Source organism: Roseibium sp. RKSG952 (genome assembly GCF_009711355.1).
In genome coordinates this window covers 482,998-498,977 of sequence record NZ_SMMF01000963.1, presented here as the reverse complement: position 1 = coordinate 498,977, position 15,980 = coordinate 482,998, and the positions used below count along the sequence as shown (strand labels likewise).

Here is a 15,980-nt window from a genome sequence, read left to right as displayed (position 1 = left end):
CGGTCAGACAAGGACTGGGTGAAAAATCCGGTGTCACGAAGATTGGCGTTCATGGGCGCTCCACATGGCTGGGTAAGATTCTTGCGGATTTCCTATCGGAAACGGCACATCCGAGAAAGGCTGTAAAGCGACGAATTGGCCCGCTGCGGCGTCAAGTCTGGCCTATCGGGGAAAGGTATGTTTGTTTCGGAACCAAATGCGCAGCACCGGAAACGCAAAACATGACTAAGAGAATCGCCTTCCTCGCCAGCGAAGTCGAAGTGGCCCAATCCGCGCGGGAAAGCCTGGTGGCGCTGTATGGTAATGCTGCACCGCGGGACGCAGATGTCATTGTGGCACTGGGTGGTGATGGCTTCATGTTGCACACGCTGCATAATACGCAGCATCTGAACATTCCCGTCTACGGCATGAACCGCGGAACCATTGGCTTTCTGATGAACGAGTATGGGCAAGCCGATCTGATCGAGCGCCTGAATGCTGCTGAGGAAGAAGTTATCAATCCGCTGGCCATGACAGCCATGGATCAATCCGGAAAAACGCACCAAGCGCTTGCGATCAACGAGGTTTCGCTACTGCGAGCAGGTCCGCAAGCTGCGCGTTTGAAGATCAGTGTCGATGGCCGCGTACGGCTGGCCGAGTTGGTTTGTGACGGTGCGCTGCTGTCCACCCCAGCGGGCTCAACAGCCTACAACTATTCTGCGCATGGACCGATTCTGCCGATTGGCTCAGACGTTCTGGCATTGACGGCCATTGCTGCATTTCGCCCCAGACGCTGGCGCGGTGCTTTGCTGCCCAAAATAGCGCAAGTGCGCTTTGATGTACTTGAGGCTGACAAACGCCCGGTCATGGCAGATGCCGATTCGATATCATTTCCCGATATCGACTGGGTTGAGATTCGCTCAGATTCTTCGGTTCAGCATCGAATACTGTTTGACCCGGGGCATGGGCTTGAAGAGCGCCTAATATCAGAACAATTCACATAATTTTCTCAGAAATGCGGGAAATCGCATTCGTTATGTGAACTGGTTCACATGCGCAGGCTTAACAATGAGTTACCGTGATCTTGCCCGGAGAACACGCCAAGGTGGGAGTGAGTGGCCACCAAACGGCGTTTTCGGATGATTGCGCAGTTTTCGCGCTGGCGAGGGTGGGTGGTGCTACGCTCGTTATCTAATCTGGGCATATTTTATTATGCGGACCCCGGGTACAAAAACCCGGGGTCAATTTTGTTTAGCGTCTTTATCTGGAAATCTGGACTGGCGGTTTACTCAGTCTTGTCCATTTTGTTCCAAAGCACCGGTGCCATTTGGCCTACGCGTTCTTCGATCACCAAAGCGGCATCGACAGCCAAGTCCTCGCGCCATCGCTGAGCTGCGATTTGAACGTTTATGGGCTGCTGACCCTGGGGCAAATCCGCCAAGCGTGATGGAACGCATGCTGCAGGCAGCCCAAGGAAGTTCATCGCGTAGGAATAGACTGCGCACCCAAGCACTTCATGCACACCTTCTGCCCCCTCGGTATCTCTGTCCGGTCTAAAGAAAGGCTGCGGCAGGAAGGGGGACAATACTAAAGGGTAGTCCTGCAGGAACAATGACCACTCACGGGCATAGTAGCTTCGTTGCGCCATCATCCGCAGCAGGTCAGTTTCCAGAATGGGTGGGAACTCCTGAAAGTATACGTCAAAGATATCGCGTATCGTTTGCGATCCGGCAGCTTCGATATCACCCTTCATCATAGTCAGGACTTCACCCATCAACGCGCGGTACCCGTTACGACCGCACTCGAATACATCGGGTGGGTCAATTTCCTCGACGTGATAGCCCGCATCAACCAGCGCCTCGCGCGCCGTGTCCAACGCTTTCTCAACTTCGGGATGCAGGGCATACCCGAATGTGTTTTTGGTGAATGCGACCTTGATCGGCTCCTTCAATGTCTCACCACGCCAAGGAATGGGCACATGAAACGGGTCGCGTGGGTCAGCAGTAATGAGGCTAGGCATAGACAGATGCAGGTCGGCTGCGGAACGTGTGATCAGCCCCTGCACCGACATGGATTGTGCAAGCAATCCGCGTTCAGCTTTCTGGCTCGGATTCCAGGCCGGGACACGGCCCAGTCCGGGTTTGACGGTAACGGCGCCGTTCGCGGCGGCCGGAAATCGCAGGCTGCCGCCAATGTCGTTTCCGTGCGCAAGCGCTCCGATCCCTGCCATCACGGCGGCACCTGCACCACCAGATGAACCGCCGGGCGATATGTGATCTCCCCAGGGGTTGTACGTACGGCCGTGAAGCGGATTGTCGGTGTCGGCGCGAAACGAGAATTCTGGCGTGTTCGTGCGCCCGATCACGATGGCCCCTGCGTTTTGAAGATTGGCGACGATCGGAGCGTCGTCTGGTGCGATCACATCCTTAAGCGCAATCACACCGTTGGTGGTGGCGTGGCCTTTTTGATCGACGTTGATTTTGATGGTCACGGGCACGCCGTGAAGAGGACCTGTAGGCTCGCCTTGCGCTCTGGAGTTGTCCAGGGCACGCGCACGCTCTAAAGCTTCGGAACCCAAATCCTCGACCACTGCGTTGAGGGCTGGATTGACTTCGCGCATGCGGTCGAGCGAGCTTTGAACTGTCTCCTCAGCGCTCAGATCACCGTTTCGCGTCAACGCGGTCAGTTCCGTGGCGCTGAGACGCCAGATGTCACTCTGTTCCATGTGCCCTCCCGTTTAGGGGCACAGTAGGAGGTCTGCGGGGCGTTGCAACCCCGCTGCGCAACTGGGGCGGCTGGCAACCGCCCCGAGTTCGATTACTGGGCGTACCCGATGGATTTCAGAGCAATCGAAATCTCATCCAGAATGGCTGGATCGTCGATAGTAGCAGGCATCTTGTAATCCTTGCCGTCTGCGATCGAAACCATAGTTCCCCGCAGGATCTTACCCGAACGTGTCTTGGGTAGTCGATCAACAACAACAGCCAGTTTGAATGCTGCGACAGGTCCAATCTTATCCCGAACCATTTTAACGACGTCCTGTACGACATCCGGGTGATCCCGATCAGATCCGGCGTTCAGGCAGAGGAAACCAACTGGCATCTGTCCTTTGAGCTGATCCGAAACTCCGATCACCGCACATTCGGCGACGTCTGGATGGGCGGCCAGAACCTCCTCCATGGCGCCGGTCGACAGGCGGTGACCCGCAACGTTGATCACATCATCGGTACGCGCCATGATGTAGAGATACCCGTCTTCATCAATCATGCCAGCATCACCGGTTTCGTAGTATCCCGGAAAATGCTCCAGATATGATTTCTTGAAACGATCCTCTGCATTCCAAAGTGTCGGCAATGTCCCAGGGGGCAGTGGCAGCTTTATCGCAATTGCACCCAACTCGCCCGGCTTCATCGGGTGACCACCTTCGTCAAGGATTTGCACATCGTAACCGGGCATCGGCTTGGCTGGTGAGCCGAGCTTGATTGGCAATTCTTCGATCCCCAGCGGGTTTCCAGCAATCGTCCAGCCGGTTTCGGTCTGCCACCAATGGTCGATGACCGGAACTTTCAGTGCATCCTGTGCCCATACGATGGTGTCCGGGTCTGCGCGTTCACCTGCCAGAAACAACGCTTTCAACTGAGAGAGATCATACTTTGACAGCAATTCCCCTTTGGGGTCTTCGCGCTTTACGGCTCGGATAGCCGTGGGTGCTGTGAAGAAGCTTTTGACCTTGTGTTCGGAAATCACACGCCAGAACGTGCCGGCATCCGGCGTGCCCACGGGCTTGCCTTCGAACACAATGGTTGTGTTGCCGTGGATCAAGGGTGCGTAGCAAATGTAGGAATGGCCGACGACCCAGCCAACATCTGATGCGGCCCAGAACACATCACCCGGGTCGACGTTATAGATGTTTTTCATTGACCAGTTCAATGCTACGAGGTGACCCGCCGTGGGACGAACAACGCCTTTGGGGGCACCGGTCGTGCCGGAGGTATAGAGGATATAGGCCGGATCATTGCCTGATACGGGAACGCATTCGGCAGGCTCAACACCGTACTGAAAGCCGTGCCAGTTCACGTCACGCCCTTCGATCAACTGCGCGACTTCCTGTTCGCGCTGGAAGATTACACAGAAATCGGGCTTGTGGCTGGCCATATCGATGGCCCCGTCGAGCAGGGGTTTGTAATGGACCACACGTCCGGGCTCCATCCCGCACGAGGCGGCAATGATCGCCTTGGGTTTTGCGTCATCTATCCGAACTGCCAATTCGTTGCTGGCAAAGCCGCCAAACACCACCGAATGCACGGCACCCAGACGAGCACAGGCGAGCATTGCCTCAAGCGCCTCGGGGATCATCGGCATGTAAATGATGACCCGGTCACCTTTCCCGATCCCCTTGGCGCGCAAAGCACCGGCGAGCGTGGCAACGCGATTGCGCAGTTCAACATACGAAATTTCGCGCTTGGTATGGGTGATGGGGCTGTCGTAAATAATTGCCGTCTGTTCGCCGCGTCCGTTTTCGACGTGACGGTCGACTGCATTCCAGCAGGTGTTCACCTTGGCGTCGCAGAACCATTCGTAAAGCGGGGCGTTTTCATCGAACAGGGCTTTGGACGGCTTTTCGATCCAGTCGATACCCTTGGCAGCCTCCATCCAGAATGCCTCAGGGTCGCTTTTCCAGCTCTCATATAGGTCCTGAAACGCCATGGCTTTCTCCTCCCAAATTCTCTGCGCATCGTGTTAGGCATCCAATCGACATCGGGCAAGCAGCTCGAATGACGACGCGTCAGTTTATCGCGAAATATTTGCAGAATTAGGAAATTGGGGTTGCAAATTTTTGCAAAACACCATGGTTTGCAGGAATTTGAGGCAATCTTCCTATCATTTTGCAAATTTGAATAACATAAGGTGCAAATACCACTTTGAACGAGATTCGATTCACTCAGCCGATTTAGAGTAACGTGGCAGCGTGTCCTGGATGTTCAGCCAATGCAGGTGATCCGAGTGAAACACATGAAAGCGTGGTGGCAGTGTATCAGGATCGTCCAACGTTGCAGTGTAAAGGTGTATGTTCACCTTATCACGTGCATTGCGATAGGCCATTTGGGTGCCACAGGCGCCACAAAACAAGCGTTCGACATCATCCGAAGATCGATAGATGTTGGGGGCATTCCCTGACCATTTGACGGCTTCATGTGGCAAGCCAAAAAAGGCAGTCACGGGCGATGCACAATTGCGCCGACAATCAGCGCAATGGCAATAGCAACTCCATGCGATCTCGGCCTCGCTTTCCCAGCGAACGGCCTTGCAGTGACAATGTCCCTTCATGTGACCTCCCCTTACGCAAAGGGCGGCCACGCCTGTCGCCGCCAAGTTTAACCGTAGTGTGCGACTGGCGTTCCTGCAATTGCTGCCATGTTCAAAAGGCCGCGCGCAGTGATTGAAGGGGTTACAATATGTGCCTTGTTACCCATACCCATCAGGATCGGACCAACCTCGATGCCGTCTGCTTTCATCTTGAGGATGTTGCGAACGCCGCTTGCTGCGTCCGCATGGGCAAAGATCAGGACGTTTGCCGGGCCCTTCAGGCGAGAATTTGGAAAAATACGTTCCCGCAGTTCCGGGTCCAAAGCGACATCCAAATTCATCTCGCCCTCATACATGAAATCGCGAGGTTTGCTGTCCAGAATAGAGATCGCTTCACGCAGGCGCTTGCCCGACCCCTCGGCTTGGTTGCCAAATTGCGATTGTGAGCAGAAGGCAATCTTGGGCTCAAGGCCAAAGCGGCGCACATGACGAGCCGCGCCAAGGGTAATCTCAGCCAGCTCTTCGGGCGTGGGAAGTTGTCGAACGTGGGTGTCGGCAATGAACAGAGGGCCATCTTCAAGGATCATCAGCGACAACGCCCCATGTGGACGCAGATCACCATCGTCCAGCACCTGTTCGACGTAGTTCAGATGCCAGCGATATTCTCCAAAGGTACCGCAAATCATGCTGTCGGCTTCACCCCTATGGACCATGATCGCAGCAATGGCGGTGTTGTTCGTGCGCATGATCGCCTTGGCGAGATCAGGGGTCACACCACGGCGCTCCATCAGCTTGTGGTACGAGTTCCAGTAGTCATAGTATCGCGGGTCATTGTGCGGATTGACGATCTGAAAATCTTGTCCGGGCCGAACCACCAGCCCCAGCTTTTCGCAGCGTGCTTCGATGACCTCGGGCCGGCCAATTAGAATAGGCGTTTCCGTGGTCTCTTCGAGTATGGCCTGTGCAGCCCGAAGGACGCGTTCGTCTTCGCCTTCAGCAAATACGATCCGGCGCGAGGCGACAGCTGCCGCTTCGAAAACCGGGCGCATCAGCAGGGCTGATTTAAACACCGTTTGATTAAGGCGTTCTTTATAGGCCTCGAGGTCAGTAATCGGTCGTTTGGCCACACCGCTGTCCATCGCTGCCTTTGCGACAGCTGAAGAAACGACGCCAACCAGGCGTGGATCAAACGGCTTTGGGATCAGATAGTCCGGGCCAAAGGTGAGCTGTTCACCTTTGTACGCTGCAGCTGCCTCGGCGCTAGTTGTCGCACGAGCCATCTCGGCGATGCCGTCGACGCAAGCGATTTGCATCTCGTCATTGATCTCGGTTGCACCGACATCCAGCGCGCCCCGAAAGATGAAAGGAAAGCAAAGGACGTTGTTGACCTGGTTAGGGAAGTCACTGCGTCCCGTTGCGATAATCGCATTCGGGGCGACCTCTCGTGCAGCTTGTGGCAAGATTTCCGGGGTCGGGTTGGCCAGCGCAAAGATAATCGGCCGATCGGCCATCTTCTCAACCATTTCGGGCTTCAGTACGTTTGGGCCTGAAAGACCCAGAAACAGATCAGCGCCGCCGACTACATCATCCAGTGTGCGCAGATCAGACTTTTGCGCGAATTGATCTTTGTGAGGGTTCATGTCCTCGGCACGGCCTTCATAAACAAGCCCGTGAATATCGCAGAGCCAGATGTTCTCACGCTTCACGCCAAGCTTTACCAGCATGTTCAGACATGCGATCCCGGCTGCGCCGCCACCAGTTGAAACGACTTTGATATCCTCAAAGCTCTTTCCTGCAACGTGCAGGGCGTTTTTAGCTGCTGCCCCGACCACAATGGCGGTGCCATGCTGATCGTCGTGGAAAACAGGAATATTCATCCGTTCGCGGCACAGTTTCTCTACGGTAAAGCAGTCTGGTGCCTTGATGTCTTCGAGATTGATGGCGCCGAATGTGGGCTCCAGTGCGCAGACGATATCCGCCAGCTTTTCAGGGTCGGGTTGGTTCACCTCGATATCAAAGCAGTCGATGCCCGCAAATTTCTTGAACAGAACGGCCTTGCCTTCCATTACCGGCTTTGATGCCAGCGCACCGATATTGCCAAGGCCAAGGACGGCGGTTCCGTTCGAAACCACAGCCACCAGATTGCCGCGCGACGTATAGAGTTCGGCGTTGGAGGGATCGCTTTTGATTTCCAGGCTGGCCTCGGCCACACCGGGTGAATAGGCGCGGGCCAGATCACGTCCGTTTGCCATCGGTTTGGTGGCTTTGATTTCCAGCTTACCGGGTTTCGGATGCGCGTGATATTCAAGTGCCGCCTGGCGCAGACTGGGTGTATCGGACATTGCAAACCTTCCCGTTCAAAATTTAGTTTAGTGCTAAACTATTTCTGACGCGGGGGAAACATTGAATTGAAACCGCATGTTTTCAGGCAGTGTCTTGCAAAAACAATTGCCCGCATACACTGTCGCCGCAGAGGAGAATAGCATGACCGACACCATAGCCGAATTCCGCATTCCAACCAAAGAATTACGAGATGACATTCCGTTTTACACCAAGGTGTTGGGAATGCGGATGGACATGATTTATCCGGCTGATGATCCCAGTACTGCGGTCTTTTCCGGTCATGGGTTGCGACTGAGGATTGAGAAGGATGCCCCTGAAGGACCGGGCACCTTGCGTATCCTGACCGAAAACCCGGATGGCTTTGCGGATGGAAAGCGCAGTCTTGTGGCCCCGAACGGGACGCGAATCGAGATTGAAGAGCGAAATCCACCCCTGGTCATGCCAGAAACAGTTCATTCCTATGTGGTCAGGCGCCTAAAGGATCAGGCCCCCTGGATTATCGGACGTGCAGGAATGCACTATCGGGATCTGGTGCCGGACCGGCTTGGTGGGTCCATCATCGCCAGCCACATCCGCATTCCCGATGGTGGGCCGGTCCCAGACATGGTTCATTTTCACAAAGTTGGATTTCAGCTGATCTTCTGCATTCACGGTTGGGTGGACGTGGTCTACGAGGATCAGGGCCAGAAGATGCGGTTGACTGCTGGAGATTGCTTTATCCAGCCGCCCGAAATCCGGCACCGCGTGCTGGAGGCGTCGGATAATGTTCAGGTAATCGAGATCGGCGTACCGGCTGAACACGTGACCGAGATCGACCATGAAATGGAATTGCCAACACCGCACTTCCGGCCGGATCGGGAATGGGACGGGCAACGGTTCGTCTATAATCAGGCAAAAGACGCCGAATGGGTTCCGTTCCGATTGCCGGGTTACATCTGCCGGGACACTACGATTGCAGAGAATACCAAGGGCGTTGCCGGAGTTCAGGTGGTCCGGCGGGGGCAGGGTGATCCGGTTTGGGCCAGCCATGACACAGATATCCACTTTACCTTCGTCATGAATGGCGAAGTGACGCTAGAGGGGGAAGGTCGTGATCCCTATCGGCTTGAGCAGGGTGATGCCTTTGTCATTCCACCGGGAATGCGAACCCGGTTGTCTGATCCGACCGATGACATCGAACTGCTTGAGGTTACATTGCCGGGAACATTCAACACGACGTTGGATTAGGCTGAAAACCGCTGCGTAAAACGGCACCCGGGGGCTTCAAATCCCCGGGTGCTTTCATTTAGGGTATGAACTTCTGACCAGATGATCAAAAAATGGGGAATCGCCATGTCACTCAAAGATGCCGCCTTGAAAGTGCGCGAGAACGCCCATGCGCCGTATTCAAACTTCAAAGTAGGCGCAGCTGTGCGGTCTGGTTCAGGAACTGTCTATTCAGGCTGCAACGTTGAAAACGTGGCCTATCCCGAAGGAACCTGTGCCGAGGCGGGTGCAATTGCCGCCATGGTCGCAGCCGGGGAAAAAGAACTGACTGAGGTATATGTGGTGGCGTCCAGCCCCCAACCCGTTCCCCCATGCGGTGGATGTCGCCAGAAACTGGCCGAGTTCGGCAAGGGTGATGTGGTTGTTACAATGGCAACCGTTGATGGCGTCGAAACCAAGACAACGATCGCCGATCTTCTACCCGGCGCTTTCAACGCCTCCTTTATGTAAGGCCCGACCTGATGGACGCCCGATCGATCATCGCAAAACTGCGCCGTCATGAGGTGCCTACTGCCGAGGAACTGTCCTGGTTTGCTCAAGGGCTTGCCGATGGTGTCGTAAGTGATGCTCAGGCCGGGGCTTTTGCCATGGCGGTCTGTATGGGTGGATTGGGCGCGCAAGGCCGTGCCGCACTTACGCTGGCTATGCGAGACAGCGGTGATGTGCTGACATGGGATCTGGATGGCCCGGTGATCGACAAACACTCAACCGGAGGGGTCGGGGATTGTGTGAGCCTGATCTTGGCGCCTGCGCTTGCGGAATGCGGGGCTTTTGTGCCGATGATCTCGGGCCGTGGTCTTGGCCACACCGGAGGTACGCTCGATAAACTTGAAGCCATTCCCGGTGTTAGTACCCAGATTGGGCAGGATCGTTTGGCTCAGATCCTGAAAGAAACCGGCGCTGCGATCGTTGGTGCCACCGCGCAGATCGCGCCTGCTGATAAACGGCTATATGCGATCAGGGATGTTACGGCGACGGTGGAAAGCCTCGACCTGATCACTGCATCGATCCTGTCAAAGAAGCTGGCCGCCAGCCCGGATGCTCTGGTTCTTGACGTAAAGGTTGGCAGCGGTGCTTTCATGAAAAGCATTGAAGATGCGCGCAAGCTGGCAACCGCTTTGAGCGAGACTGCAAATGCTGCCGGCTGCAAGACTTCGGCAGTGATCACCGATATGGACCAGCCGCTGGCCTCTTCTCTGGGTAATGCCCTGGAGGTTTCGGAGGTTATGAAAGTCCTGACGGCGGGGCATGACACGCCCTTAGCTGAGATTTCAGCCGAGTTGGGTGGCGTTTTGCTGGCCGATGCTGGTGTTGTCGCGACAGCTGAGGAAGGTCGTGAGAAGATCGCCGATGTGATCCGCGATGGTCGGGCTGCCGAACGCTTTGGCCGGATGATGGCGGCGGTTGGTGCGCCGTTGGGGTTTGTCGAGGATTGGTCGCGCTATCTACCCGAGGCAAGCGTCATTCTCGAAGTACCTGCTCAGGACAATGGCTACATCTCTGCGATTGATGGCGAGGCATTGGGTCTTGCGGTTGTGGCGCTGGGCGGTGGGCGTCAGGTGGAAAGCGATGTGATTGATCCAGCTGTCGGCATCTCTGGCATTGTACGCTTGGGGGATCATATCAGCAGGGGCGCTCCCCTTGCCGTGGTGCACGCAGCAAGAGAAGACGCAGCGAGGAAAGCCGCAGAGACGATAGTACGGGCCGTGACGATTAGTTCAGATCCAGCTGAAGCACCAAGCCTTATCCATGAGAGGATAACCGCGTGACCCGTGCATTTCTCGTTGTCATGGATTCGGTTGGTATCGGCGGTGCGCCTGATGCCGATCAGTTTTTCAATGGCGACAACCCGGACTTTGGCGCAAACACGCTGGCTCATATTGCGCAGGCCTGTGCTGATGGTCGGGCCGAAGATGGTCGGTCAGGCGCATTGCACCTACCCAATCTGGAAAGTTTGGGTCTAGGCGAGGCTGTACGATTGGCGTCGGGTGCAGAAACACCAGGTTTGAACACTCAGCCCACCGGCACTTGGGGCTGCGCACGTGAACATTCGCCGGGTAAGGATACACCTTCGGGACATTGGGAGTTGGCTGGATTGCCGGTGCCGTGGGATTGGCATTACTTTCCGGACACCGTTCCCGCATTTCCTGATGATCTGAGCCTCGCTGCAGCTCAGGCAGCGGGGGCCGAGGGAATCTTGGGAAACTGCCATGCTTCAGGCACAGCGATTATCGCTGAGTTGGGTGCAGAGCATATGCGCACCGGATGGCCGATCTGCTATACCTCAGCTGACAGTGTGTTTCAGATTGCCGCGCATGAAGAGAGCTTTGGCCTCGAACGCCTGCTGGACGTGTGCAAGTCTCTTGCACCGCGCCTGCACGAAATGAAAGTGGGTCGTGTCATTGCCCGCCCGTTTACCGGATCGCCGGAGCAGGGGTTCACCCGCACAACCAACCGCAAGGACTTTGCCATCCTCCCTCCCGCGCCGGTTCTGACCAATTGGGTGCAGGATGCCGGGCACAGGGTTCATGCTGTGGGGAAGATCGGCGATATCTTTTCGATGCAGGGGATCGATACGCTGCGCAAGGGATCGGATGCCGAACTGATGGTCCATCTGTCCAATTTGGCGGATGAGGCCGAAGTGGGAAGCCTGACATTCGCCAATTTTGTAGAGTTTGACAGCCTTTACGGCCACCGCCGCAATATCAGCGGATACGCCCGCGCGTTGGAATGGTTTGATCGTGAGATTGGTTTGATCATGCAAAAACTGCGACCGGGTGATCTGATGCTACTGACCGCAGATCATGGCAACGACCCAAGTTGGATCGGAACGGATCACACACGCGAACAGGTGCCGGTCCTGATTGCAGGGCATGGGGCAGGTCAGATTGGCCAGGTTGACTTTGCCGACGTCGCCGCCAGCATTGCCCACCATCTGAACATACCGGCACAAGGACCGGGAAGGAATTTTCTATGACCGTCGCTGACGTTCCCAAGATCGAGCTTCATCTGCATCACGAAGGTGCAGCGCCGCCAGCCTTTATCCGACAGCTTGCGCATGAAAAGCGTATTGACCTGAGCGGTATCTTTAAACCTGATGGCAGCTATGATTTCCGTGATTTCGCACACTTTCTGAGCGTCTATGAGGCTGCTTGCGAAGTGTTGAAAACGCCCGAGGATTTTCGCCGTCTGACGCTGGCAATTCTGGAAGAAAGCGCCGCAAACGGGGTTGTTTATTCCGAAACCTTCCTCAGCCCTGACTTTTGCGGCGGTGGCGATCTGCATGCATGGCGGGATTATCTGAATGCGATTCAGGATGCTGCGGATGAAGCTGAACGCAAGTTTGACATTACTCTGCGTGGCGTTGTCACTTGTGTTCGCCATTTCGGTCCAGAGCAGTCCAGGCAAAGCGCGATATGCGCAGCCGAAACCGCAGGTGACTGGATCACTGGCTTTGGTATGGGGGGAAACGAATCCGTCGGACGACAGGGCGACTACAAATGGGCCTTTGAATGTGCGCGTGAAGCCGGTTTGCGCCTGACGACGCATGCCGGAGAATTTGGTGGCCCCGAAAGCGTGCGTGATGCTGTACGCGATCTGGGAGTCGAGCGGATCGGTCATGGCGTCCGGGCCATTGAAGATCCGGATCTGGTGCATGAGCTTGTCGATCGGGATGTAACCTTGGAGGTATGCCCGGGATCGAACGTTGTGCTGGGGTTGTTCCCCGACTTTGGAGCGCATCCTATTGCGCGTCTTCGCGATGCCGGGGTTAATGTCACCGTCTCTACAGACGATCCGCCGTTTTTTCATACGACGATGCGGCGTGAATATGAGATGCTGAGCGAAGCATTCGGCTGGACTGCCGAAGACTTTGCCGCGCTGAACGATACGGCCCTGAACGCGGCCTTTTGCAACGAAGAGACCCGCGAACGGGTTAAAAAGAGACTGGAGAAGTCATGAGCGAACATCTGACTGTCGTTGATCACCCGCTGGTACAGCACAAACTGACGCTCATGCGGGACAAGGGAACTTCGACCGCTGTGTTCAGGCAGCTGCTGCGCGAGATTACCTTGCTGCTGGCTTATGAGGTTACGCGTGAAATGCCTCAGACCACGCGCCACATCGAAACACCGATGGAGGAGATGGATGCGCCAATCCTCGCGGGTAAGAAACTGGCGCTGGTGTCGATCCTGCGTGCGGGAAACGGGATGCTGGATGGTGTGCTGGAGTTGATCCCGTCAGCGCGGGTCGGTTTTGTTGGCCTCTATCGCGACGAAGAAACACTGAAGCCTGTGCAGTATTACTTCAAAGCACCCGAAGGGCTGAAAGATCGTTTGGTCATCGCAGTAGACCCCATGCTGGCAACCGGCAACAGCTCGGCTGCGGCGATTGATCTGTTGAAAGAGGCAGGTGCCAAGGACATTCGCTTCCTGTGCCTGCTTGCCGCGCCCGAAGGTGTCGCGCGCATGAAAGAAGCGCATCCTGATGTAAAAATTGTCACGGCAGCTCTGGATCGCGAGTTGAATTCCAAAGGCTATATCATGCCTGGTCTGGGCGATGCGGGTGACCGCATGTTCGGTACCAAGTAGCCTTCTCTAGTCGCCACAAATGTTTTGCAGCTGGACCCAATCACGGTCCGGCAGAACCTGTTCGAGTGTCCGACCCGCCATAGGGTCGGCCTCGATCAGTCCCAGAACGGTTTCGCCAGTAATATCACGTGCGTATGCGTAGGGTGTCGAGGGCAATGCCGCCTGCGCAAATACTGCGAGAAGATCCTCATCCGAAATTTCCGGACGTGGCTCTGCCAAAACCTGTTCAGTATATGTGTCCACAATTGTCGGTGTGAGCTGGCCTGTTGTCAGCAACCTGAATGCCGCTGAAGGTCCGGTGTGATCGAGCAAATCGTCAAGCGGATCGATTTGTTCGGCACGCGCTCGTTCAGCGATGATGTAACCAGCGGCGACCGCCGGATCCTCATGATCTTCGACCAATGACCGGTTGAGCAACACGGTGCCACCCGGCAGGCTCATGCTGTCTTTAACTCCGGCTGGCAGGATGATGATCTGGCGCACACCGGTGCGCTGGGCCAGTTTGTCCAAAGAACCCTGAGCATCGTCAGAAGCACAAGCTTTCCCCGATACTCGTTCGATACGCTGCAAGATCGTGTTGCCGATATCCTGTCGTTTGATTTCAGGCACTACCGATACCACGTGGCTTTGCAGTGCACCCGGAAGCCACAGCAGCAATACGGCTGCAACGGCTGCAACAACCCCTCCGACACTCAGCCAACGTAGGCGGCCGGGGTGCGGGCGGGCCCTGTCGATCGCACGTTGCAGGCGATCGATCGCTTCGATCATGGTCGTTTCGGTTTCAGCGAGTTCCAGGGTTTCTCCGGGATCGCCGTCCGGATTGAATATAGCGGGGTAGGTGCCCGGATTCTGTCGCTCCAAAGCCGCAAGAGACCAGTGGGTCAGAGCACGATCATTGAAATCCGAGATTGTAAGGGTCGCTTCGCCAATCGAGACCACAACCTCGCGCCTTTGATCATCAGGCGAGGGGCGCCACAGACCGGTGGCTTCGATCCGCTGGTACTGTTTAAGTGCCGTCATTGAACTGGTTACTGCTCGTTCTTGTTTGATCAAAGCTTAGCATGTCGTGTTCATGGGGCGCAAACTTGTTGCGCTGAGTTTCGCAAATGTGCTGGATAGCGTGAAGCGTGGATTTGTTGGCCCGGTAAACGGCCACATTTGTTTGAGACAAAGAATGCAGACTGATAGTCACTCTTCGCCGATGTTGGCCTCTGTGCTGATGGTTTCATCGATGGCCATCATCGGTGTCATCGATAACTTTGTAATCAGGTTGGCCGAGTCCATCGGCCTGTGGCAATTCCATATGAGCCGGGCCATGTTGATGCTGCCCCTGATAGCCGGACTGTCGCTATTGGGTCTTGGCACTCTGCGGCCTCAGCGCTTTGGCATCGTCGTGATACGAAGCGTTTTGATTACTATAGCGATGCTGTTCTATTTTAGTTCGTTGGCATTGATGCCAATCGCACAAGCGCTGGCGGGGTTGTTTACTTCACCCATATTCGTTCTTTTGATTTCTGCGCTGATGTTAAAACAACAGATCGGACCTTGGCGCATTCTGGCGGTGATGGTTGGGTTTGTGGGCATTCTGTGTGTGCTGCAACCTGATCCTGGGGATTTTGATGTTTTGACGTTATTGCCCGTGGCAGGTGGCTTTTTCTACGCGCTGAGTGCGATCGTGACGCGCACACATTGCGCCAACGAAAGTACGGTGGCCTTGTTGGCCGCCATGATCATGACACTTGGATTGGCCGGTGCGATTGGGCTGGCGTTCTTTACGCTTTTTCCAACAGTTTCCCCTGAAGGGCCGGATGGATTTGTGACACGCGGCTGGGTGTGGCCGATGGATCTGGCCTTGCCCTGGGTCATGATTCAGGCCGTTGGTTCGACTATTGCAGTGTTTATGCTGATCAAGGCCTATCAGCTTGGTGAGCCTTCTTACGTGGCGGTTTTTGAATACTCGGTCATGATCTTTGGCCCGATGTTCGCATGGATCGCTATGGGGCAAACCATCGGGGTCATGCAGGTTTCGGGAATTGGATTGATCGCCACCGCTGGTGTTCTGTTGGGTTGGAGGGCAGGGCGCACATCTGCTGAACCTCAGGAGGGATAGGCTGCAGGTTATCGTTTTGTTGGCAGTTACCGTGCCGTCCAAACAAAGCCAATCTGTCCCTACATCCGTTTGGAGTATCCCGGGCTTGCGTTGCAGCAGGTTTGCACTTCGGATTGAGAGCGAGAATTCCCCGTTACTTTACAGCCAACGGTACAACTTCGTGGAAATGGACCGCGCGGTAGATACCCGAAGATTCGGATGTAGGCCTAAATTACCTGCACATATCGGGTTTCCAATATGGAAATAAACAAAGATATACGAGATTGAATGTGTCCATATGAGTGTTCAATATCCCAGATGCAGGCCCAAATCTGGCACAAATATGTCAAAAATAAGTCACCCCACTCATTCCCGTGCTAGCACTTTGTAATCATTTGTAAGTGCCA

The 15,980-nt window shown here is 55.4% G+C and carries 13 protein-coding genes; 8 read left to right on the top strand and 5 right to left on the bottom strand.

What is annotated here, in order from left to right; all coding sequences use genetic code 11:
• Window positions 1–221: 221 nt before the first annotated feature.
• Window positions 222–983 (top strand): NAD kinase, encoded by a 762-nt coding sequence (locus E1297_RS48605; protein WP_155151829.1) that lies wholly within the window; start codon window positions 222–224, stop codon window positions 981–983.
• Between the two features lie 281 nt (window positions 984–1,264).
• Here the strand turns inward: E1297_RS48605 and E1297_RS48600 are convergent, their stop codons facing one another.
• The 4 genes from E1297_RS48600 to E1297_RS48585 form a co-directional block, all read right to left on the bottom strand.
• Window positions 1,265–2,704: an amidase family protein gene (locus tag E1297_RS48600; RefSeq protein ID WP_155151827.1), complete on the bottom strand. Its 1,440-nt coding sequence runs from the start codon at window positions 2,702–2,704 to the stop codon at window positions 1,265–1,267.
• Between the two features lie 92 nt (window positions 2,705–2,796).
• The gene (gene prpE / locus E1297_RS48595) at window positions 2,797–4,686 is read right to left on the bottom strand and encodes a propionate-CoA ligase PrpE (RefSeq protein WP_155151825.1); all 1,890 of its coding nucleotides are present in this window, start codon (window positions 4,684–4,686) and stop codon (window positions 2,797–2,799) included.
• A gap of 231 nt (window positions 4,687–4,917) precedes the next feature.
• Entirely contained in the window at window positions 4,918–5,307 is a 390-nt protein-coding gene (locus E1297_RS48590; RefSeq protein WP_155151822.1) for a GFA family protein, read from the bottom strand.
• 47 nt (window positions 5,308–5,354) lie between these two features.
• Window positions 5,355–7,628: an NADP-dependent malic enzyme gene (locus E1297_RS48585; RefSeq protein WP_155151820.1), complete on the bottom strand. Its 2,274-nt coding sequence runs from the start codon at window positions 7,626–7,628 to the stop codon at window positions 5,355–5,357.
• Between the two features lie 142 nt (window positions 7,629–7,770).
• Here E1297_RS48585 and E1297_RS48580 point away from each other — a divergent pair, with 142 nt between their 5' ends.
• From E1297_RS48580 to upp, 6 genes are all read left to right on the top strand, one after another.
• On the top strand, window positions 7,771–8,856 hold the full coding sequence (locus tag E1297_RS48580) for a cupin domain-containing protein (RefSeq protein WP_155151817.1): 1,086 nt from the start codon (window positions 7,771–7,773) through the stop codon (window positions 8,854–8,856).
• Window positions 8,857–8,961: 105 nt separating this feature from the next.
• Window positions 8,962–9,345 carry a cytidine deaminase gene (locus E1297_RS48575; RefSeq protein ID WP_155151814.1) on the top strand — a complete coding sequence of 128 codons (384 nt, stop codon included), beginning with the start codon at window positions 8,962–8,964 and terminating at the stop codon, window positions 9,343–9,345.
• 11 nt (window positions 9,346–9,356) lie between these two features.
• Window positions 9,357–10,664 (top strand): thymidine phosphorylase, encoded by a 1,308-nt coding sequence (locus E1297_RS48570; RefSeq protein ID WP_155151810.1) that lies wholly within the window; start codon window positions 9,357–9,359, stop codon window positions 10,662–10,664.
• Window positions 10,661–11,872, top strand: a complete 1,212-nt coding sequence (locus E1297_RS48565; protein ID WP_368669881.1) for a phosphopentomutase — start codon at window positions 10,661–10,663, stop codon at window positions 11,870–11,872. The genes E1297_RS48570 and E1297_RS48565 overlap by 4 nt, the downstream gene beginning before the upstream one ends.
• On the top strand, window positions 11,869–12,855 hold the full coding sequence (locus E1297_RS48560) for an adenosine deaminase (protein ID WP_155151808.1): 987 nt from the start codon (window positions 11,869–11,871) through the stop codon (window positions 12,853–12,855). Before E1297_RS48565 ends, E1297_RS48560 begins: the two co-directional genes overlap by 4 nt.
• Complete coding sequence (gene upp / locus E1297_RS48555; RefSeq protein ID WP_155151805.1) at window positions 12,852–13,484, top strand: uracil phosphoribosyltransferase; 633 nt, start codon at window positions 12,852–12,854, stop codon at window positions 13,482–13,484. The genes E1297_RS48560 and upp overlap by 4 nt, the downstream gene beginning before the upstream one ends.
• A gap of 6 nt (window positions 13,485–13,490) precedes the next feature.
• On the opposite strand, the gene E1297_RS48550 is transcribed toward upp, so the two are convergent.
• A complete protein-coding gene (locus E1297_RS48550) occupies window positions 13,491–14,504 on the bottom strand; it encodes a hypothetical protein (protein WP_155151802.1) in 1,014 nt (337 codons plus the stop codon).
• Window positions 14,505–14,658: 154 nt separating this feature from the next.
• Between E1297_RS48550 and E1297_RS48545 the strand changes: the two genes are divergently transcribed.
• On the top strand, window positions 14,659–15,594 hold the full coding sequence (locus tag E1297_RS48545) for a DMT family transporter (protein WP_155151799.1): 936 nt from the start codon (window positions 14,659–14,661) through the stop codon (window positions 15,592–15,594).
• Window positions 15,595–15,980 lie beyond the last annotated feature (386 nt).